Genomic DNA, 19,413 nt, shown 5'->3' with positions numbered 1-19,413 from the left:
GTTGGAGGTTGAGCGTGCACTGCGGAATATTGGGAGGCGTGACGGCATCCTCTGCGCCAGTCGACCTGCCTGACCTGCAATTGAGCACCAGCGGGCCATTCGGCATCTACGTGCACGTGCCGTTCTGCTTCACCCGCTGCGGCTACTGCGACTTCAACACCTACACGCCCGCTGAGTTGGGTGGCGTCAATCCAGACGCTTGGCTGGAGGTGCTCCGAGCGGAGCTCGAACTGGCGGCTGTGCAATTGGCCACACCGACGGTGCAAACCGTCTTCATCGGTGGCGGGACACCGTCGCTGCTGGGCGGCGAGCGGCTGGCCAAGGTGCTGCAGTCGGTGCGCGACAACTTCGAGCTGGCCGCCGATGCCGAGGTGACCACCGAGGCCAACCCCGAGTCGGCGTGGCCAGACTTTTTCGCGGCCGCCCGCGCCGCCGGCTGCACGAGGGTGTCACTCGGTATGCAGTCGGTGTCGCCACGGGTACTCGGCGTTCTCGACCGGATCCACACGCCGAACAGGTCGGCGGCGGCAGCCCGCGAGGCGCTCGCCGAGGGATTCGAACACGTGAGTCTCGATCTGATCTATGGCACGCCCGGCGAGACCGACGACGATCTCATCCAGTCGGTCGACACTGCGATCGAGACCGGCGTCGACCATGTGTCCGCCTACGCCCTGGTAGTCGAGGAAGGCACCGCGTTGGCGCGCCGGGTGCGCAACGGCGAACTGGCCGCGCCCGACGACGACGTTCTGGCACATCGCTACGAGCTGGTGGACGAGCGGCTGTCGGCGGCCGGCTTGGACTGGTACGAGGTGTCCAACTGGAGCCGGCCGGGCGGGCAGTGCCGACACAATCTGGGGTATTGGGACAGCGGCCAGTGGTGGGGCGCCGGCCCGGGTGCGCACAGCTTTGTGGGCACGACGCGCTGGTGGAATGTCAAGCACCCCAATGCTTATGCGCAAATTCTGGAGCGCAGGGCACTACCAGTTGCCGATTTTGAACAGCTGGATGCCACCACTCGTCACACCGAGGATGTGCTGCTGAGGATCCGGCTGCGGCAGGGTCTGTCCACCGAACTGTTGGACGAGGCCGAGCGCCAGCGCGCCGGCGTCGCCGTGGACGAAGGCTTGCTTACCCGCGAGGGTGAGCGCATGGTGCTCACCAATCGGGGGCGGCTGCTGGCGGACGGCGTAGTGCGCAACGTGCTGGGGTAGACACACGGTCTCGGAAATAAGAACGGATCGTCTCCCCGAGCCGACATTTGGTGTCACCCTGACTGCATGACAGAACCCGAAGGGTATATCGACCAGGCGGCGGCGGGTCTCGCGGAGCCGCAGCCGATGTATAAGGCATTGCGCGAGTCAGCCCCAGTGTTCCGGTCGCCGCAGGCGGTCGTGCTCAGCCGTCTGACCGATATCGAGATGGCGCTCAAACACACCGAGTTGTTCTCGTCGAGCATGGAAGCCGTCGATCTGGGCAATATTCGTCCGCTGATTCCACTGCAGATCGACCCGCCCGAGCATGCGAAATATCGCCGCATCCTCGATCCACTGTTCACCCCGCGCGAGATGGCTCGGCGTGAACCACTCGTCACCGAGCTGGTGAACGAGATGATCGACCGCTTCGCTGAGCGCGGCGAATGCGACTTCCACGAGGAATTCGCCGTACCGCTGCCTTGCACGGTGTTTCTGCAGTTACTCGGTCTCCCGCTGGAAGACTTGGACCAATTCCTGGAGTGGAAGGACGGCGTGATCCGCCCGGAGGGCGAGTCCGGGTACGACCGTCGCCACGAGAGCACGGCACCTGCGGCGCAACAGATATATGACTACTTCGAGCGGGCCATCGACGACCACATCGCGAGCCCACGCGACGATGTGCTGTCCTCGCTGATCGCGGCCAGGATCGAGGGAGAACCACTCACGCGCCACGAGATCCTCGACATCTGTTTCCTGTTCCTGATCGCCGGACTGGACACGGTGACCGATTCACTCGACTGCTTCTTCGTCTATCTGGCCCGGCACCCCGATCATCGACACCAGCTCATCGAACAACCCGACGTGCTGCCAAGCGCCATCGAGGAGATGTTGCGCTGGGAGACACCGGTACCCGGGGTCGTGCGGGTCGCAACCGAAGACGTCGAGGTCGGTGGCTGCCCGATCAGCAAGGGGGAGCGGGTCAGTCCGTTGCTCGGCGCGGCGAACACCGACCCCGCCGAATTCCCCGATCCCGATCTCGTCGACTTCCGTCGTAACCCCAACCGGCACCGCGCTTTTGGCGGCGGTCCGCACCGCTGTCTCGGGTCTCATCTGGCCAGGATGGAGCTGCGGGTGGCGTTGCGCGAATTCCACCGCCGCATACCCGACTATGAGATCAAACCCGGTACCGAGTTGGCCTACACGGCTGCGTTGCGGTCGGTGGAGTCGCTGCCGCTTACTTTCCCGGTCCCCGCGTCGTGACTCGCGTCCGCGTCGACGCGGATCGTTGCGTCGGCCACGGGCGCTGTTACACCTTGGCGCCGAGCGTTTTTGACGCCGACGAGGTTGGCCATGCGGTCGTGCTCGTCGAAGAGGTATCCGGTGAGAACGAGGCGCAGGCCGCAGACGCCGAGCGGAATTGCCCGGAGGGCGCGATCACCCTCTCGCCCTGACGGTGCCGGGCGGCGTCTTACTTTTTGTTGGCGCCAACCAGGGGCCGGCGCACCACGTGCTCTTTGACGCGATGCGTCACTGACGCCCAGGCCGATGGCGAGTAATGCGTGGTGACTTCCTCGAACCCGTCGATCCGCGAAACACTGAGCACCCCCGTGTGTTCGTTGACAGTGAGCTTGTCGTTCTCGGCCGCGTGGATCTCTTCTCCGTCAAGGAGTCGGATAACGAACACGATGCTGTCCTCTCGTCGGAACGCGGCCTCGGACGATCCTATGATCGGCCCCCGCCGGACCGGGCCCATTGTGGAGTGGGGGTGTGAACGGTGCGGAAACGTTGCATGACAACCAATAAGAAAGCGCGTTGGCCAGCGCAGAAACCATCGTTTGGGGAATTCCGCTACCGGAGTTCCCCGCCTGTTCATAGGTTAGGCTACATTTACTAAGCGTGACCGAAGTCGGTGTCGAAACCAGTCCGGCAGACGCCGCATCTTCGTCATTTCCGATGCCGGCCGAGACGACCCCTGCGGACCTGGCGGCCGATCTGGTTGCCGCATTGCCCGAGAGCGATGACGAGCAGTACCTGCTCTACGAGCGCGACAGTCATTGGGTGTTGGCGATCGGGGCGCTGGCCTCGATCGAGCTGGACAGCGACGAACTGCGCATCATCCGCGACGGTGTGACCCAGCGACAGACATGGTGTGGTCGGCCCGGGCCAGTGCTCGGCGAGGCGGTCGACCGGCTGTTGCTGGAGACCGACGAGGCCTTCGGCTGGATCGCCTTCGAATTCGGCGCCTATCGCTTCGGCCTGCAGGACCGCCTCGCGCCGCGGACCCCCCTGGCGCGAGTGTTCTGGCCGCGTACCCGCATCGTCGTCACCGACAATGCGGTCCAGTTGCTCAATGCCGACGATCGGCAGCGCGACATCGTCAGCCGGGTGCTCAGTGCGGGCCGGCCGTCCACACCGGCCGCATCGGGTCTCGACGTGACCGTCGACACCACGGATTACCGTGCCCGGGTTGCAACGGCCATCGACGAGATCGCCGCCGGCGAGTACCACAAAGTGATCCTTTCCCGTTGTGTCGACGTGCCGTTCGCGTTGGACTTCCCGTCCACTTACCGGCTTGGACGGCGGCACAACACTCCGGCGCGTTCGTTCTTGTTGCAGCTCGGCGGTTTTCGGGCGCTCGGTTACAGCCCCGAGCTGGTGGCAGCTGTCCACAGCGACGGCCTCGTGGTCACCGAACCGCTGGCCGGCACCAGGGCCCTGGGCCGCGGCGCCGCGCGCGACCAGCAGGCCCGCGAGGATCTGGAGTCTGACTCCAAAGAAATCGTTGAGCACGCCATGTCGGTGCGCAGCTCGCTACAGGAGATCGAGGAGGTCGCCGAACCCGGCACGTCCGCGGTGATCGACTTCATGACCGTGCGCGAGCGCGGCAGCGTGCAGCACCTTGGTTCGACGGTGACTGGTCGGCTTGACGCGTCGAAGGATCGGATGGACGCGCTGGAAACGTTGTTTCCCGCCGTCACCGCGTCGGGCGTTCCCAAGGCGGCCAGTGTGAACGCCATCCTGCGTCTCGAGGAGAGCCCGCGTGAGTTGTATTCCGGTGCGGTAGTGATCTTTTCGGCTGACGGCGGGCTTGACGCGGCGTTGACCTTGCGCACGGTTTACGAACGCGACGGGCGAACCTGGCTGCGCGCCGGAGCGGGAATCATCGCCGCGTCGACTCCCGACCGCGAATTCGAGGAGACCTGCGAGAAGTTGGCCACGCTGGCGCCGCATCTCGTTGCGCGTCGCGCGGTGCTTTAGCCGGCGTCGGCGTCCGGGGATCCATCCAGATACTCGGCGAGGATCTGGCTGACCAGCGACTCGATGGTCGTTTCGATCGACGAAGCCAGGGTGGCGGTGACCGACGCCACGGCCTGGGTGCGAAATCGGACCAGCATGGTGATCAACTCGGCGATTTCGGTGTCGGCGGGCAGGGCTTCGCGAGGTTTGATCCGGTCGGCGACGTGTTCGGCCCCGGCGCGTACCAACATCTCGCTGATCTGGTCGATCAGCGGAACGATGTGCTCGTGCAGGTCGATCAGCTTGTCCATGTCCATGCCGTAGCCGCGGATCTCGTTGAACGCCTCGACCAATTTCGGCCGTGTGATGGTGGCCTGCCCGTCGTCGACATGGATCACCTGCAGTTGCTCTAGGCGATCGAAAGCCTTCTCGTCGTTGATGAGTCGCTGTGCCTCGGCCAGCGGCATGGTCTTGGACTTCTCAGTGGTCCAGGTGCCCACGATCGCGGTTTCCAGGCCGAGCACGTCGCCGAGATCCTTGCCTTCCTCCCAGGCGCTGAGCATTTCCCGAACGTGCGCGATGTTGTACCCGCGGTCGAGCATCGAGGTGATCAGCCGCAACCGGGTCAGATGGGTGTCGTTGAACAGCGCGATGCGCCCGACCCGCAGCGGTGGCGGCAGCAGCCCCCGGTCGCGGTACACCCGGATGTTGCGGGTGGTGGTGCCGGCCAGCCGGGCCAGGTCTTCGATGCGGTATTCCCCGGAACCCGGCGCGCCGTGGGGGTAGCGCACCGCGGCGTCGAACAACTGCGACACCGCGTTTTCGACAACCTCTCGGGATTGGCGTCGGACGCGCTTGGGGGCGCGCCGCAGGTTCGCCAAAACACCGGCGATGGTGCCGGTTTCAGCGCGGGGCGGTCGGTCGGGCGCCATCGCGTCAGGCGGATGAACTCACGCGTACGGCAGCGTGTTCGACAGCGTCATAGTCGGCGTACTGGAAATCGCGCATCTGCCTAAGGTACTGGGTGGCGAACCCGGGGTACATCGACACGTTGTAACCGTCCTTGGTCAAATACCAACTGCTGCAGCCCGACATCCACGTCGTCTTGGTGAGCCGTCGCTGGATGCGTTCGTTGTAGCGTCGCTGGACGTCCTGGCGGACATCGAGGTAGCGCAACTCGCTGTCCAGGATGGTGGTGATGCCCCGCACGGCGTAGTCGAGTTGGCCCTCGATGTAGACCAGCAGCGAGTTGTGGCCCGGTCCGGAGTTCGGGCCGGTCATGAAGAACATGTTCGGATAGCCGTGCGCGCTGGCGCTCTTGTAAGCCTGTGCGCCGCGAGACCATTCGTCGCTGAGCGAGCGTCCACCCAGACCCGTGACGGGGAACGGCGGACCGGTGAGGTGCACGTCATAACCGGTGGCGAACACGATGCAGTCGAGGTGATGCTCGATGCCGTCGCTGGTGCGGAGGCCAACCGGGCTCAATGTCGCGATCGGCCAGTCGACAAGCTTGCAGTTGTCGCGTTGCAAGGCCGGGTAATAGTCGCTGGAGACCAGCATGCGTTTGCAGCCCGGGGTGAAGTCGGGCGTGAGCTGGCGGCGCAGCCACGGGTCCTTGACCTGCCGGTGCAGGTGCATCTTGCCCAGCTGGGCAACCACAGAGGTCAGCGGGGTGTTCCACACCAGCGCTGTGGCGCTCGCCTCGTGTCCCCAATACAAGGCCTGACGCGCAAGCTGTTGCACGGCAGGGGCTTTGGCGAAGGCCGTCTGGACGGCGGCCGGTGTAGCGAAGTCGAAGCGTGGTAGCACCCAACCTGGGGTGCGCTGGAACACCTTGACGAACCCGGCCTGCTTGACCAGTTCAGGGATGATCTGAATCGCGCTGGCGCCGGTGCCGATGACGCCGACCCGCTTGCCGGTGAAGTCGTAGTCCTTGTCCCAGTCGGCACTGTGAATCTTGTGGCCGTCGTAGGATTCGATGCCCCGGATGTCGGGGAAGCTGGAATCGGGTAGCGGTCCGGACGCCAGGATCACCGTGCGGGCCCGAAAACGCTTGCGAGTAGCCGTGGTTGCGGTCCACGCTCCGGCGCCTTCGTCGAAGGACAATCCGGTGACTTCTTGGCCGAACTGGATGTGGCGACGGATGTTGAACCGGTCGGCCAAGTCTTCGATGTGGTTGCGGATCTCGTCGGCCGGCGAGTAGGTCCGCGACCACGTCGGGTTCTTGACGAAGGAGAACGAGTACAGCAGCGACGGGATGTCACAGCTGGCGCCCGGATAGCTGGTGTCCCGCCAGGTTCCGCCGACGCGGTCGCTGCGCTCGAGGATGACGACGTCGTCGACGCCGGCCTGGGTCAATTTGATGGCCGCGCCGAGGCCGCTGAACCCGGCTCCGACGATCAGCGTGGCGTAGGTGTGTGTCTTCGCCATGATCACGCCGCCGGCTCGTGAGTGATTTCACTGACCCACGTCGGTACCGACGGCAGCAGGGGCCGCGGATACCGGTCGGAAAGCCACACCATCGAATTCGCCAATAGGTGGTACGGGTGGCGCGGATTCGTGACCACTCCGGCATAGCGCCGCAGGAACCGATAAGTCGGCACCCGCCGGGTGTGTTCGCCGCGGTCGCCGAGCTCTTTGAACCGTTTCACAGCCCGGTAGAGCCGCTCGGGCTCCATACCCATCGCGGTGATCTCGTTGCGGATCCTGTTGATCAACGGTGCGCCCATGATCGCGCCGATGATGAGACCCGGCGTGGCATTGTGACCGACGAAGTCGATCAGCAACCTTCGGATCTTCGCGTGCCCGATCATGTCCAGGACTTCGAAATCGACTACCAGATGGCGTGATTCATCATTGTTGATCTTTTCGAACACCTGGTGGCAAACGGGGTCGTGCACCTCGTCGAGGAGGAACTTCAACAGCGCGCCGTCCAGCGCGACTTCGAGCATCGGGATCACGGTGCCAAGCAGAGACAGTGGCATGTCGTCGGCCCAGCGGTCCAGCCAGTCGATGGCCAGCCGGATGTTGACGTTCGGCTCGGGAACCTCACCGTCCTCGAGCATGCCCCAGCGCTTCATCAGCGCCAGTTCGGCGTTGGCATGCCGCTGCTCCTCGGCGTGGAAGTAGCGGTAGATCTCGGCGATTGTGGATGTGGGTGCCTTCTTCGCCAGCGCCGCAAAGCCTCTGGCGCCGATGTTCTCGATCCAGCACAGGTCGGCCATGAACGCCTTGAGCTGTGGCCGCTGTTCGTCGGTGATCATTTCGGCGCCCGGTGCGTTCCAGTTGATGTCGGCCAGCGCCCACTGACGATCTTTGATTTTGGCGAGCATCGCTTCCATGTCGATACTCATAGCTACCACTCCTTCGTTGGATTGGTCTTGTCAGTTTGAGGCGAAGCGGTTGAGTAGGCCCGCTACGCGGGTGTATGTGCCCGGCGCGAACCGTTTGATGTTCCAGCCGAACTTGGCTTCGAACTGCGGCATGCAGTACAGGTCGCCGCTGTCATGGGCATCCAGGCAGGTTCTTGCGACCTTTTCCGCAGTGAAACCGGTCAACCCCATGATCTGGTTGGCGAGTCGTGTCGCGCCCGCCGAGATACGGCCGGATTCGATGATGTTGGTTTTGACGAACGTGGGGCACAAGACGGTGACTTTGACTCCGCTGCCGGATAGTTCGGCCGCCAAGGTCTCCGAGAGCATCAGCACGCCGGCCTTGCTGACGTTGTATGCCGCCATGCCGGGGGCCGCGCCGAACGCGGCGGCCGATGCCACGTTGATGATGCCCCGTGGGACATCCGGCTCGCCTGACCGCAGGATCGGGGCGAACACATGGGAACCATGGATGGGGCCCCACAGGTTGATGCCGAGCACCCACTGCCAATCGTCAAGGGGGAGTTCGCCGATCGGCGCGCCGCCAGACCCGACGCCGGCGTTGTTGATCACCAGCGTGGGTGCGGCCCCGAACCATGATTGCGACTGCGTGGCCAACTCTTGAACGTCGTCGAATCGGGTGACGTCGCACGTAATTGCGACGGCCTGGCCGCCAAACTGGCTGATCGCGGCGACAGTTCGCTTGGCGGCTACCTCGTCGATGTCGCTGCAGACGACCCGGCTGCCGCGCTTTGCGAGTTCGATGGCGAACGCCGCGCCGATTCCGCTACCGGCGCCGGTCACCACCGCGCGTGCGTGGTGGCTCACCTTGGGTGATTTGCCGAACGGTCCGATCATCTCAGCCCGCCTTTCCTGCTATGGCCTCAATACCGTTGTCGCGCATCGAGGCATCGATGAAACGTGCGACGTGTGCCATCGCCTTGCCGGCTTCCGGTGTCAGCCGGGGCAGCGCCTGGAACACGTGTACCTGGTCCGGCCAAACCTGGAGTGTGCAACGGGCGCCGCCGGCCCGGATATCGGCGGCCAGGTGGCGAGCGTCGGCCAGCAGCATCTCGGCGCCACCGGCCTGGATGAGCGTGGGCGGCAGCGAGGGTCCCCCGGCGACATCGAGTTTGAGCCGTTGATGTGCGGGATCAACCCCACTGCTGTACAGCCGAACCAGGCGGGCGGCGTCGGCGGCGCGGATCGCCGGGTCGCGGCGCAAAGCCTCACGCGCACGGGCAAGTTCGAGCGTGAGGTCGGTCAGCGGCGAGAAGAGCACCAGCGCTACCGGACCATTGGCGGCGACATCGGGTTGCAGCAACAGGTCAACCGACAGATGTCCGCCGGCCGAATCGCCGGCGATCACGAGACGTTCGGGTGGGACCTGGCTGGTGAGCCAGTCCCAGCCCGCGCGAACATCATCGGTGGCGGTGGGGAAGCGGTGCCGGGGCGCCAGGCGATAGTCGACGGCGAACACCGGAAGGCCGGTCAGGCGCGACAGCCACGCGGTCAGTCGTCGGTGCGTTCGCGGCGAGCACAGCGCAAAGCCGCTGCCGTGGACAAAGTAGATGGCGCCCCGGCTCGAAGAGACGCCGGGAGCGCGCACCCACTCACCGACGATGCGACGTCCATCGTGTTGCACGTCGATGTGCTCGATGCAGGTCCCAGTCAGTGACGGTCCGAAGGTGTCCATGATGCCGGCCACGATCCGTCGCGACGCCCATAAGCCCCAGGCCTGCTCGGGCGGCAGCACCGCGCTGACCTGCCGCAACGTCATCATGCTCACTAGTGCGGCGGAACGGGATCGCAAGGATCCGCGGGTCGGCACTGACTCCGTCATGCGACAGAGTCAACACAAAATGGTGACATTCGTCAATGGCAACGTTGTGGCGGCGTGTCGCGAAGTTTGCCGAAGCTCCACGAACATGTCGGTTAGCTAGTGCCGCCTCGAGGGGGTGCTGTTAGCTGAGAGTGCACCGGGGGTCTGACGGAAGGCGCAGAATGAGCCGAAAGTATCAAGTTCAGGCGGGCGATACGTTGTTTGCGATCGCCAAGCGATTCTACGGCGAGCCAACATATTTCGGTCTCATCGCCGCCGCCAATCCCTTGATCGACCCCAACAAGATCTCCCCCGGGCAGACGATCTCGATCCCTGACTTGCCGGACCACTGGGATGTCGTACAGGCGACGGGGACGAATTCAATCGACAAGACCGGCATATTTTCGGTCGAAATCGCGTGCCCCGTCCCCGCCGGGATGCGACTGGTCATCGAAAGCGTGTCGGGACGGCTGTTGCAGCAGCAGGGCCTTCTGTCCCCGATTGTCATGGGTGAGACTGACATCTTGGCTCGACCGGTGAATCCCCTGGCGTTCTTTCCCTGGGTCCAGAGCTTCTATAGCGGAGACATACAGGGCTCCATAGACCAGCGGTGGTTTGCCTTCCACTCGTCGACCCGGCTGTATGTGGCCGGGCACGTCGAAAACCTCACGTTCAGCGCCGGATTCGCCGGCCTCGCGGCCGACCAATCGGGATTCGCCGACGCCTACATCTGTGTGAACGGCTACCTCGAGGCCAACCCGACCGGGTGAGCCGTTGTCGCCCGTATGAAGGGGCCGGTCAAAAAAACCGACCGGTCGTCTATGATTACGCGATGCCCCGACCACCCAATCCAGAGGTGCGTAAGCAGCTGCTCGCAGCGGGCCTTGACCTCATCCACGCACGCGGATTTGCGGCCAGTGGCGTCAAAGACATCACCGATGCAGCCGGCGTGCCGAAGGGGTCGTTCTACGCCTATTTCCCCAGCAAAGAGGCGTTCGCCTCGGCGATCCTGGAATCCTATTGGGTCGATATCGAAACCCGGCTAGTGCCGATCCTCGACGGTGAGGGCTGGTCGCAAGAGCGGATCACCCGGTTCTTCCATGCGCTGGCCGACGACCACGAGGCCGACAGCTTCCTACTCGGCTGCTTGATCGGCAACCTGTCGCTTGAACTCAGTAGCTCCAGTGAGCCGACCCGCGCCCAGCTGATCAACATTCTGGACCGCTGGGTCAGCGCTCTCGCCAGATGCTTGCGTTCCGGTGACCTTCGAGACGATCTGGATGCAGATGAGGTCGCCTTCCAGCTGATCGAAGCCTGGGAAGGTGCGGCGCTTCGGGGCAAGATGATCCGAAGCCGCATTCCATACGATCGGTTCGAAGCCGACACCATTCCCGCGCTGCTGCGCTGAACCTGGGCGGGAATGGAGACCCCACCGCTGATGTTAACTAGACGACTGGTCATCTATTAAAGAAAAGAGGCCGACCGGTATGGCATCACATGAGGATCTGAGTCGCGTTACGTTCGCACTGAACAACGGCAGTGGTGATATTCCGGCGCTCGGCTTCGGAACGTCGCTGTCCGATCGCACGAAGACACGAGACGCCGTCAAAGCAGCGGTCAAGGTTGGATTCCGGCACCTCGATGCGGCCGAGCGGTACCGCAACGAGGCAGAGGTCGGGGCCGCGCTGAAGGACTTGTTCGCGGACGGAACGGTTCGCCGCGACGAGCTGTTCGTGACCACCAAGCTGTGGAACAACAACCACCGTCCCGAGCGGGTGAAGCCTGCGTTGCGAGCGAGCCTGCACAGGCTCGGACTCGACGCGGTGGACCTCTATCTGGTGCACACCCCGTTCGCGTTCAAGCCCGGCGATGACCAGGATCCCCGCGACGCACATGGGTCCGTCATCTACGACGATGGAGTCACATTGGAAGAAACCTGGACCGCGATGGAAAGCCTTGTGGACGAAGGACTTACCGGCGCCATAGGGCTCTCCGACATCGACGTCGAAGGGGCAAAGAGGATTGCCGACACCGCCAGGATCAAGCCGGCCGTGGTCGAGGTCGAGTCGCATCCGTATCACCCGCAGTGGGAACTGCATCAATTGCGAGAGACAGACGGGATCATTCTGCTGGCGTTCGCTTCACTTGGGCACGCGCTTGAACCGCGACTGCTCGACGATCCGCTGATCGTCTCGATAGCGCAGCGGTCGGGAAAAACTCCCGCGCAAGTGCTGTTGGCATGGGGCATCCAACGTGGCAGTGCCGTTCTGACGGGATCGGTCAACCCCGCGCGTATCGGCGAGAATTTCGCTGTCACCGCGATTCCGGAGAGCGCGATGCACGATATCAACGAACGTCTTGAGACCCGCTACCGGTTCAATTCCGTTGTCGATGGCGGGGAACCGGGATTCGCCGAGGTGCCCGCAGGCAGTTGACAGGGAGTCAGGGATGAAGGCGATGGCCGGCGTTGGCGTCCCCTCGGAACTGCCCACGACGGTCACCGCCGCCGACGGAATCACTCGCTGCCGTTGGGCTACCGAGACGGGCCGTGATCTGACCGGCTACCACGATCACGAGTGGGGAGTGCCGACGCACCACGGCACCGTGCTGTTCGAAGCGCTTGCCTTGACATATTTCGAAAACGGCTTGTCCTGGGCGACCGTGTTCGACAAGCGAGACAATTTCCGCCGGGCCTTCCACGGTTTCGACCCGGCGCGGGTAGCGGCGATGACGGACGACGACGTCGAACGATTGATGGGTAATACGGGTATCGTTCGCAACCGCCGCAAGATCGCGGCCACGGTGCACAACGCCCGCCTGATGCAAAAACACTCGCTGTCGCAACTGGTTTGGCAATACCAGCCCGCTGATCACCACCGACTGCGGAGTTGGGCCGATGGTCGGATGGAAAGCCCAGAATCACAACGGCTTTCGCTCGCGCTGCGGGAAGCGGGGTTTCAGATGATCGGCCCGGTTGTCGCCCACTCGTTCATGCAGACCGTCGGCATCGAGAACGGTCATTTCGACGGCTGCTTCCGAGCGCCGGCCGGATGACGTCAGGCCGTCGACTGCGAGATGGCATCCAGGATTTCTTCAGTCGAGACGATTGCGGTCGCGTAGTTGGGGATGTTGACCTCCAGAGCCGCGTGCATCTCCACGTCGGAGTAGCTGGCGGTCGCATCCTTGACCACGGTTACTTCGTAGCCCAGTTCAGCTCCGAAGCGAACCGTCGCCTCCAGGCAGGTGTGCGCGATCAGTCCCATCATGATGAGCTGATGAATGCCTTGCCGCTTGAGCAGAAGGTCTAAGTCGGTATTCGCGAAGCCACTGGAGCACCAATGCTCTTGGGCGACGATGTCGCCCGGCCGGGGTTCGAACTCAGTGCGAAGTTGGCCGCCCCACGTGCCGTCCTCGAAGGTCTTGCGTGACCACGCTGCCTTCTGGATCGGCGCGATGTACTTCCAGTTCTCATAGTCGCCGGGCCGGTATCGGTGGTGCAGCGCGTAAAAGACCTGAATGTCGGCGTTGCGCGCCGCCTCGAGGACCTGCCTCATGTGCGAGACGCACCCGTTGGCCTCGGCTACCCCCCTGAGGCGGTCCCACACCTTGCCACCCTCGGAAATGAAGTCGTTGTACGGATCGATCACCACGAGGCCGGTGATCGTTCTGCGGTATTCCACCGCGATAACTTTGCTCCACGGCGCCGTCGAGCACCACCGCTGCCGGGCTGTTTACATATGGGGCTGGATATGTAACATTGCGGAGTATGGCCCCCGTCGTACTCGCTCAGAGTGGTCTCGCCGGGGCCGGTGATGTCACAACGTAAACCGCGGGTGGGCGTCATCGGCGCCGGTCCCGGGGGCATCGCAATGGGTATTCAATTGACCCAGCATGGCTACGATTTCACCGTCTTCGAGCGCGGTGACGGGTTCGGCGGAACGTGGCGTAACAACACCTACCCCGGTGCGGCGTGTGACGTGCCCTCACACTTCTACTCGTTTTCCTTCGCGCTCAATCCGTACTGGAGTAAGACCTACGCGAACCAGCCCGAGATCCTCGCCTATCTGGAGCAGGTCGCGCGCGACCATCGCCTCGGCCAGCACCTGAAAGCCAACACCACCGTCACGTCGGTCCGCTGGTCGGACGCCGACGCGCGATGGACGATCGAGACCGCGCAGGGGAGTCGGCACCAGGTCGATGTGGTCGTCAGCGCCGTTGGCATGCTTGACGTCCCCAATGTCCCGGCCATCCCAGGAAGGGAGGTGTTTGGCGGGCGGGTTTTTCACTCATCGCAGTGGGATCATTCGAAATCGACCGCAGGAGAACGGGTTGCGTCGGTCGGCACCGGTGCCAGCGCCATACAGTACGTGCCCGCCATAGCTGCGGACACCAAGCATCTGACCATATTCCAGCGCACCCCGATCTGGGTGGCGCCGCGGTTCGACGACCCGTTCACCGCCGAGCAGCAAGAACTGTTCGCGAGTGATCCCGCTGAAGCGCTGAAGCTTCGAGATGCGGCCTTCCAGCAATACGAGGCGGCCGATTTCGACGCCGAGTCCGACATGACCAAGATGCTGACCGACATGTCGTACAACTACCTGATGAAAAAGGTGCGCAATCCACAGTTGCGCTCGAAGTTGTTGCCCGACTACCCAGTTGGGTGCAAGCGCCCGTTGCAGTCCAAAACCTGGTTCCCGGTGTTCGACTTACCGAATGTCACGTTGGAGACCGCTCCGATTGTGGCCTTCACCGAACATGGCCTGCGCACTGCCGACGATGTCGAACACCGGGTCGACACCGTGATCTTCGGAACCGGTTTCAAGGCTGCCGACTATCTGAGCAGCCTGGACGTCTATGGCCGCGGTTGCCGGCGGCTGCGCGATGACTGGTGTGACGGCGCTGAGGCTTATCTGGGCACCGCGGTGCCCGGCTATCCGAATCTGTTCACGCTGTACGGACCCAACACCAACGGGATCACCTCGATGATTTACATCCTTGAAGCTCAAGCTGAATTCGTGCGGAGACTACTCGACACGATGACCCGAAAAGCGATACAGGCAGTCGAGATCAAACGCGATCCGCACGAAGAATTCAACACCGAGATCCAGGCGGCGTTGGATACTACTGTCTGGGCAGCGAACTGCAGCAACTACTTTCGCCATCCAAGCGGCAAGATGGTCACTCAGTACCCCTATAGCGGAAGCATGTTTGCGCAACGACTCGCCGCGGTGAGCTTGGATGTCTTCGACATCCGTCCGCAACTTCGGGATCTCGATGCAAAGGCTGGCAGCGTATGACCGGTGTGCACCACACGGCGATCGTGACAACCGATGTCGAGCGTGCCTTGGGCTTCTGGCAGGACGGCTTGGGGCTCGCGATCCTTTTCGATCATGTCTTTGCCGGTGATTGGCCGACCCTTTTCGACGCCACAACCGACACCTTGCGGTCGATCTTTCTCGGTGACCCCAATGCACCTGACAGCGGGATCGTCGAATTGGTCGTGTTCGACAGTCCGGCACCCGCGCGCGAACCCATAGCGGGTCCGGCGCGCGGCTTCTTCCTGGTCTCGCTGAACCGCGACGTCGAGCCGACACTTCGCCGGCTGGCCGATCTGGGATTCACCGACGACGTAAGGCAGATTGTCGTGCCCGCACCGCATGGAAAGCAGGTACAGATGGCTGTGATCACCGCGCCGGATGGCGTCCGCGTCGAACTGATCGGACCGGCGCAATGAGTGTCATCGTGACTGGTGGCGCCTCCGGAATCGGCAGCGCTGCCGCCGACCGGCTACGGAAAAACGGGCACGATGTAGTCACCTGGGATCTCCGCGGCGGCGACATCGTTTGCGACATCAGCGATCCCGACGCGGTTTCTGCAGCGTTGCAGCGGACGCTGTCCACCGTTGGGGTGCCCGACCGTCTGGTCGCCTGTGCCGGGGTAGGCGCCTCCGGAATGTTGCTCGCGCAGGATCCCGCCGAGTGGAAACGGGTGATCGACGTCAATCTCACTGGAACCTGGTTGACGATGCGAACGGTTGCGCAGGCGATGATCGACAGCGGCAGTGGTGGATCCATCGTCGCCGTGTCCAGCATCAGCGGCAGCGTCGCCGACCGCGACATGGGTGCTTACTGTGTGTCCAAGGCCGGAGTGGACATGCTGGTCAAAGTCGCAGCAAGCGAATGGGGACCGCATGGCATCCGGGTCAATGCGGTAGGACCGGGTGTTACGAGAACACCCATGCTGGCTCAAGCTGAGCAGCTGCCCGGGTGGTTGGACGGCCTGAGTAAGCGGACCGCGCTGGGCCGTTCAGGTGAGGCCGACGATGTCGCCGAGGCTATCGTCGCCGTGCTCGAGATGGGCTGGGTAACAGGACAGACCGTCCTGGCCGACGGCGGTCTCGCACTACACAGTCCGATCGATACCTACGGACAGATTCAGCGACTGCGGGCCAAGAGTGCGAAGCGCCCCTAGTCGTCTAGGCGGCGATGCTGCCGCCGCCGTCGGCCCGAATGATCTGACCGGTGATGTAGCCGGCGTCCTCATCGAGTAGTGCGCAGATCGCGTGTGAGATCTCGCGCGGTGTTCCCAACCGGCGCAGCGGAATGGTTTGCAGGACAAGCGCTTCGCGCTCGGATCCGACTGGGCTGAGTTCGCGGTACATCTCGGTTTCGATGGGCCCGGGGGCTACCGCGTTGACCGTGATGCCGGTCTGTGCGAGCTCGCCGGCCCAAATCCGCGTGCACGCTTCCAGCGCCGCCTTGCTCGCGGCATAGCATCCTGCCGCGCGCCGGCCCGCCCGAGCTGCCCCGGTGTCGTCGTGCGGACACTGGTGCCCCAGACCGTGCGGCGCCTCGGTATCGCCATCTCCGCCAGCGCATCCGCGCCCGCCCGTGCATTCGTCGAGCAGATCGCCGCGCTCGATCTTCATTGAGAGTTCGCGCGTTTGAAATAGGGAAAACAGAATTCAGTCGGTCAACGACTATCCAACGATCAAGAGTGCAAGGTGAAGCTAGTCGACGGCCGAACTACTCGGCTCGGAAAGCTAAGAGGGCGTCTCCGGGATTCATGCTGGACGGCGAGGCCATCGCTGCGCCCGCTCCGATGAAGGTGGCGCCGGCAGCTATCACCGATAAGGAGGCTGACAAGAATGACCGCCTCGCCTCGACGCGGCCATTAACCACCGGCGAACTGCTGTCAACACTTGTTTTCATTTTCCCACCTCATCGAACTGCGAAAAGCAACTCTGACGTTGAGGTTAGTGGCGAAAGGTAAGTAATCTCTGTCCGAACTCGATGAATCCGGTCGCCGAATCTTAAGACTGTAATTGCTGGACGATCGCCTTCTTATCGATCTTGCCGATCGGGGTGGTCGGCAGCGCTGCCATCGCGCTGAGCACGTCGGGCCGGGCATGTCTGGCCACCCCGCGCTGGTCGAGATAAGCATTCAACTCCGTCAGCGTTACCGGGCTCCCGGCAAAAACGACCGCCGCACAGATCTTTTCACCCAGATAGGGATCGGGCAGTGCTACCGCCGCTGCCGACGAGATCGACGGGTGGGTGCGCAGATGCTCTTCCAGATCGGCTGCCGGGATGGTCTCACCGCCGCGGTGGATGACGTCTTTCACCCGGCCGGTGACCTCGAGATAGCCGTCGTCGCGTCGACGGACGAGGTCGCCGCTGCGGTAGAAGCCCTCTGGGTCGAAGCAGAGTGCGTTGACGTCGGCAGCGCGGAAGTACCCATTGAAGGTGTACGGACCCCGAACCAGCAGTTCGCCTTCGGTGTTGGCTGCGACGGGTTGGCCCGTGTCGTCGACGATGCGCAGTTCGTCGTCGGCGCATAGTGGACGACCCTGGGTGTGGTCGACCACGGCCGGCGGGTCGCCGGGGCGGGTGTAGTTCAGCAGTCCCTCGGCCATGCCGAAGACCTGTTGCAGGCCAGGCGTCAGCGTCTCGCGGATTCGTTGGGCGTCAACGGATTCCAGCTTGGATCCGCCAACCTGTAACAGCCGCAACGAGGTTGGGGCCTCCGGCTCCCATTCGGTGGCTTGTGCCCACAGATTGGCCAGCGCCGGCACCAGCGCAGTGACGGTGACGCCGTGGCGTGCGATGGCGGCGAATGCCGACTCCGGGCTGGGGTTGCTGAGGAACACCGTGGTGGCTCCGACCGCGATGGCACCCAGCAGCCCAGGGCAGGCCAATGGAAAGTTATGTGCGGCAGGCAAAGCGGCCAGATAGACGTCGTCGACGGTCAGCCCGCAAAGCTCGGCACTGGCGGTGGCGTTGTACACGTAGTCGTTGTGGGTGCGGGGGATGAGCTTCGGTGTTCCGGTGGTGCCGCCGGACACCAGCAGCAATGCGGGGGACTCGGGATCTGGGTCCTGTGGTTCGGGCCGTTCGGCGTGACGTGCGCACACCTGCGACCACGGGACAAATGGCCCGGGGTCGCCGTCGACGATGACGTGGCGCAGCCCGGGGTGGTCTCGCGAAAGTTCCTGTGCCATCGGGCGGTAGTCGAAACCGCTTGCCTGATCGGGAATCAGCAGCGCCGTGGCTTCGCTGACGGCGGCGAAGTGCCCTAACTCGGCCGCGCGGTGGCCCGTTAGGCACATCACCGGGATTGCCCCCAGGCGTAGCAGGGCGAACAACGCCACGGCGAACTCGCAGCTGTTCGGCAGTTGCAGCAGCACCCGATCTCCGGCGGCGATGCCCAGGTCAGCTAGGCCGGCCGCCGCACAATCGGCGCGCTCGTCAAGTTGCGCGAAGGTCAGTCGCTGCGGCCCATCGGCGGCGGCCACGGCGATCCGCGTCGGCGAGCGTCGTGCCGCGTCGGACAGCATTGAGTCGACGGTCCGGCCGGTCCAGTATCCAGCGGACCGGTACCGAGCCGCGCGGTTCGGCGGAAACGGCACGAAGCCTTCCAGAAAGGACGACGGCATCTTTTGCCTCCAGCTCGGCTCTATCACACGCAAAGGGCGGGATGGACGGCGAACGTCCATCCCGCCCAGCGCGTCCGTTGCTTAGAAGCTAAGCAGGCCCGTGAGCGCATCGGGGACGGTCGATCCCACGGCGTCCGCCGCCACCGACGACGTGGACTCTCCCAACGTGCCCAGCGCCGTGACGATCTGCTCGGGCCAAGTCAACAGCAGGCTTTGCAGCAGGCTGCCGTCATTGAGCAGACCGGGGAACAGCTCCTCAGCGCCGTTGACCGGGTTGGTGCCGAAGTCATAGCCGTTGAGGAACGCGCCGAACACATCGGACGACAAGTTGTGCAGGTCGGACATGCCCTGGGCAGTGTCGCCGGCCGCGCAGTCGGAGGGGAAAGCTAGCTGCACGGCATCTCCTCAGGCAACCGTCATAGGGATATCGGGCCAATCCAGGCCGGACGGGACGGTACCTGAGATTTAGCTAAGACACAATAGGTAACCCTTACCTTACTAAGGTTAGGTTTACTTGTCTCACGTCGGAGGTAGATAACCGCTGTTCAAAGTCCATCGGCCGCGACATCGAGGCGACCGGCATGCCCACCGCGGCCGCATTGGGGCGTGCTGGACTGAGGAGATTCTTAGCGCCACCTGGACGCGCTAGCGTCCCGGGTACCCCGACTACTAAAGTAGCCAGCAATTTAGGCTAGCCTCCACTAACTAGTAGGAGGGTTGGGTTTGTTGACTGTTGGGGTCAGGGCTTCCGTTGCCGGCAGCCCGAGCGACGTGCGCGCTGAGGTCGCCGAGTTGCTCGGCGTCAGCGCCGACACCGTCGACCCCGGCGGCAACCTCATCAGCCAGGGCCTCGAC

Annotated in this window: 21 protein-coding genes and 1 pseudogene; 12 read left to right on the top strand and 10 right to left on the bottom strand. The window is 63.6% G+C overall.

Annotation, left to right across the window (positions count from 1 at the left end; translation table 11 throughout):
- The first annotated feature begins 38 nt into the window (after window positions 1–38).
- The 3 genes from hemW to WAO18_RS22390 all read left to right on the top strand — a co-directional run bounded on the left by hemW (window position 39) and on the right by WAO18_RS22390 (window position 2,644).
- Window positions 39–1,211 carry a radical SAM family heme chaperone HemW gene (hemW, locus tag WAO18_RS22400; protein ID WP_422208427.1) on the top strand — a complete coding sequence of 391 codons (1,173 nt, stop codon included), beginning with the start codon at window positions 39–41 and terminating at the stop codon, window positions 1,209–1,211.
- A 66-nt stretch (window positions 1,212–1,277) separates the two neighbouring features.
- A complete protein-coding gene (locus WAO18_RS22395) occupies window positions 1,278–2,453 on the top strand; it encodes a cytochrome P450 (protein ID WP_422208425.1) in 1,176 nt (391 codons plus the stop codon).
- A complete protein-coding gene (locus tag WAO18_RS22390) occupies window positions 2,450–2,644 on the top strand; it encodes a ferredoxin (protein WP_422208424.1) in 195 nt (64 codons plus the stop codon). Before WAO18_RS22395 ends, WAO18_RS22390 begins: the two co-directional genes overlap by 4 nt.
- A 17-nt stretch (window positions 2,645–2,661) precedes the next feature.
- Here the strand turns inward: WAO18_RS22390 and WAO18_RS22385 are convergent, their stop codons facing one another.
- Window positions 2,662–2,877 carry a hypothetical protein gene (locus WAO18_RS22385; protein WP_422208423.1) on the bottom strand — a complete coding sequence of 72 codons (216 nt, stop codon included), beginning with the start codon at window positions 2,875–2,877 and terminating at the stop codon, window positions 2,662–2,664.
- A 212-nt stretch (window positions 2,878–3,089) separates the two neighbouring features.
- Between WAO18_RS22385 and WAO18_RS22380 the strand changes: the two genes are divergently transcribed.
- Complete coding sequence (locus tag WAO18_RS22380; RefSeq protein ID WP_422208422.1) at window positions 3,090–4,451, top strand: salicylate synthase; 1,362 nt, start codon at window positions 3,090–3,092, stop codon at window positions 4,449–4,451.
- Here the strand turns inward: WAO18_RS22380 and WAO18_RS22375 are convergent.
- The 5 genes from WAO18_RS22375 to WAO18_RS22355 are packed head-to-tail and all read right to left on the bottom strand — an operon-like array spanning window position 4,448 to window position 9,644.
- Window positions 4,448–5,362, bottom strand: coding sequence for a MerR family transcriptional regulator (locus tag WAO18_RS22375; RefSeq protein ID WP_422208421.1), 915 nt, complete (start codon window positions 5,360–5,362; stop codon window positions 4,448–4,450). The two genes, WAO18_RS22380 and WAO18_RS22375, sit on opposite strands and share 4 nt — an antisense overlap.
- A gap of 4 nt (window positions 5,363–5,366) precedes the next feature.
- Window positions 5,367–6,866 (bottom strand): flavin-containing monooxygenase, encoded by a 1,500-nt coding sequence (locus tag WAO18_RS22370; protein ID WP_422208420.1) that lies wholly within the window; start codon window positions 6,864–6,866, stop codon window positions 5,367–5,369.
- The gene (locus WAO18_RS22365; protein WP_422208419.1) at window positions 6,863–7,783 is read right to left on the bottom strand and encodes a ferritin-like domain-containing protein; all 921 of its coding nucleotides are present in this window, start codon (window positions 7,781–7,783) and stop codon (window positions 6,863–6,865) included. The genes WAO18_RS22370 and WAO18_RS22365 overlap by 4 nt, the downstream gene beginning before the upstream one ends.
- A gap of 30 nt (window positions 7,784–7,813) precedes the next feature.
- Window positions 7,814–8,659: an SDR family NAD(P)-dependent oxidoreductase gene (locus WAO18_RS22360; RefSeq protein WP_422208418.1), complete on the bottom strand. Its 846-nt coding sequence runs from the start codon at window positions 8,657–8,659 to the stop codon at window positions 7,814–7,816.
- A gap of 1 nt (window position 8,660) precedes the next feature.
- Window positions 8,661–9,644, bottom strand: a complete 984-nt coding sequence (locus WAO18_RS22355) for an alpha/beta hydrolase (RefSeq protein WP_422208417.1) — start codon at window positions 9,642–9,644, stop codon at window positions 8,661–8,663.
- Window positions 9,645–9,805: 161 nt separating this feature from the next.
- Here WAO18_RS22355 and WAO18_RS22350 point away from each other — a divergent pair, with 161 nt between their 5' ends.
- From WAO18_RS22350 to WAO18_RS22335, 4 genes are all read left to right on the top strand, one after another.
- A complete protein-coding gene (locus tag WAO18_RS22350; protein ID WP_422208416.1) occupies window positions 9,806–10,393 on the top strand; it encodes a LysM peptidoglycan-binding domain-containing protein in 588 nt (195 codons plus the stop codon).
- Window positions 10,394–10,455: 62 nt separating this feature from the next.
- The gene (locus WAO18_RS22345) at window positions 10,456–11,031 is read left to right on the top strand and encodes a TetR/AcrR family transcriptional regulator (RefSeq protein WP_422208415.1); all 576 of its coding nucleotides are present in this window, start codon (window positions 10,456–10,458) and stop codon (window positions 11,029–11,031) included.
- Between the two features lie 79 nt (window positions 11,032–11,110).
- Window positions 11,111–12,058 carry an aldo/keto reductase gene (locus WAO18_RS22340; RefSeq protein WP_422208414.1) on the top strand — a complete coding sequence of 316 codons (948 nt, stop codon included), beginning with the start codon at window positions 11,111–11,113 and terminating at the stop codon, window positions 12,056–12,058.
- 13 nt (window positions 12,059–12,071) lie between these two features.
- Window positions 12,072–12,677 carry a DNA-3-methyladenine glycosylase I gene (locus WAO18_RS22335; RefSeq protein ID WP_422208413.1) on the top strand — a complete coding sequence of 202 codons (606 nt, stop codon included), beginning with the start codon at window positions 12,072–12,074 and terminating at the stop codon, window positions 12,675–12,677.
- A gap of 2 nt (window positions 12,678–12,679) precedes the next feature.
- Here WAO18_RS22335 and WAO18_RS22330 read toward each other — a convergent pair whose 3' ends face one another.
- Window positions 12,680–13,303, bottom strand: coding sequence for an isochorismatase family cysteine hydrolase (locus tag WAO18_RS22330; protein WP_422208412.1), 624 nt, complete (start codon window positions 13,301–13,303; stop codon window positions 12,680–12,682).
- 132 nt (window positions 13,304–13,435) lie between these two features.
- Between WAO18_RS22330 and WAO18_RS22325 the strand changes: the two genes are divergently transcribed.
- The 3 genes from WAO18_RS22325 to WAO18_RS22315 are packed head-to-tail and all read left to right on the top strand — an operon-like array spanning window position 13,436 to window position 16,094.
- Complete coding sequence (locus tag WAO18_RS22325; RefSeq protein ID WP_422208411.1) at window positions 13,436–14,920, top strand: flavin-containing monooxygenase; 1,485 nt, start codon at window positions 13,436–13,438, stop codon at window positions 14,918–14,920.
- A complete protein-coding gene (locus WAO18_RS22320) occupies window positions 14,917–15,357 on the top strand; it encodes a VOC family protein (RefSeq protein WP_422208410.1) in 441 nt (146 codons plus the stop codon). Before WAO18_RS22325 ends, WAO18_RS22320 begins: the two co-directional genes overlap by 4 nt.
- Window positions 15,358–15,365: 8 nt before the next feature.
- Window positions 15,366–16,094 (top strand): SDR family NAD(P)-dependent oxidoreductase, encoded by a 729-nt coding sequence (locus tag WAO18_RS22315; RefSeq protein WP_422208409.1) that lies wholly within the window; start codon window positions 15,366–15,368, stop codon window positions 16,092–16,094.
- Window positions 16,095–16,098: 4 nt separating this feature from the next.
- On the opposite strand, the pseudogene WAO18_RS22310 reads toward WAO18_RS22315, so the two are convergent.
- The 3 genes and pseudogenes from WAO18_RS22310 to WAO18_RS22300 all read right to left on the bottom strand — a co-directional run.
- Window positions 16,099–16,395 (bottom strand): annotated as a pseudogene (locus tag WAO18_RS22310) (SDR family oxidoreductase); the annotation flags it as partial.
- Between the two features lie 540 nt (window positions 16,396–16,935).
- Window positions 16,936–18,558: a (2,3-dihydroxybenzoyl)adenylate synthase gene (locus WAO18_RS22305; RefSeq protein ID WP_422208408.1), complete on the bottom strand. Its 1,623-nt coding sequence runs from the start codon at window positions 18,556–18,558 to the stop codon at window positions 16,936–16,938.
- Window positions 18,559–18,639: 81 nt separating this feature from the next.
- Window positions 18,640–18,954 carry a hypothetical protein gene (locus WAO18_RS22300; protein WP_422208407.1) on the bottom strand — a complete coding sequence of 105 codons (315 nt, stop codon included), beginning with the start codon at window positions 18,952–18,954 and terminating at the stop codon, window positions 18,640–18,642.
- A 330-nt stretch (window positions 18,955–19,284) separates the two neighbouring features.
- Between WAO18_RS22300 and WAO18_RS22295 the strand changes: the two genes are divergently transcribed.
- A partial coding sequence (locus WAO18_RS22295; RefSeq protein ID WP_422208426.1) for a hypothetical protein occupies window positions 19,285–19,413 on the top strand: 129 nt, incomplete at its 3' end.

This window comes from Mycobacterium sp. (assembly GCF_049278535.1).
GTDB lineage: Bacteria > Actinomycetota > Actinomycetes > Mycobacteriales > Mycobacteriaceae > Mycobacterium.
This window is presented reverse-complemented; position numbering and strand designations above follow the sequence as displayed.

Coding starts and splice junctions, on each gene's coding strand:
- WAO18_RS22345 (WP_422208415.1), top strand. CDS start 10,456: ATGCCCCGACCACCCAATCCAGAGGTGCGTAAGCAGCTGCTCGCAGCG.
- WAO18_RS22325 (WP_422208411.1), top strand. CDS start 13,436: ATGTCACAACGTAAACCGCGGGTGGGCGTCATCGGCGCCGGTCCCGGG.
- WAO18_RS22335 (WP_422208413.1), top strand. CDS start 12,072: ATGAAGGCGATGGCCGGCGTTGGCGTCCCCTCGGAACTGCCCACGACG.
- WAO18_RS22305 (WP_422208408.1), bottom strand. CDS start 18,558: ATGCCGTCGTCCTTTCTGGAAGGCTTCGTGCCGTTTCCGCCGAACCGC.
- WAO18_RS22395 (WP_422208425.1), top strand. CDS start 1,278: ATGACAGAACCCGAAGGGTATATCGACCAGGCGGCGGCGGGTCTCGCG.
- WAO18_RS22360 (WP_422208418.1), bottom strand. CDS start 8,659: ATGATCGGACCGTTCGGCAAATCACCCAAGGTGAGCCACCACGCACGC.
- WAO18_RS22365 (WP_422208419.1), bottom strand. CDS start 7,783: ATGAGTATCGACATGGAAGCGATGCTCGCCAAAATCAAAGATCGTCAG.
- WAO18_RS22320 (WP_422208410.1), top strand. CDS start 14,917: ATGACCGGTGTGCACCACACGGCGATCGTGACAACCGATGTCGAGCGT.
- WAO18_RS22340 (WP_422208414.1), top strand. CDS start 11,111: ATGGCATCACATGAGGATCTGAGTCGCGTTACGTTCGCACTGAACAAC.
- WAO18_RS22355 (WP_422208417.1), bottom strand. CDS start 9,644: ATGACGGAGTCAGTGCCGACCCGCGGATCCTTGCGATCCCGTTCCGCC.
- WAO18_RS22375 (WP_422208421.1), bottom strand. CDS start 5,362: ATGGCGCCCGACCGACCGCCCCGCGCTGAAACCGGCACCATCGCCGGT.
- WAO18_RS22350 (WP_422208416.1), top strand. CDS start 9,806: ATGAGCCGAAAGTATCAAGTTCAGGCGGGCGATACGTTGTTTGCGATC.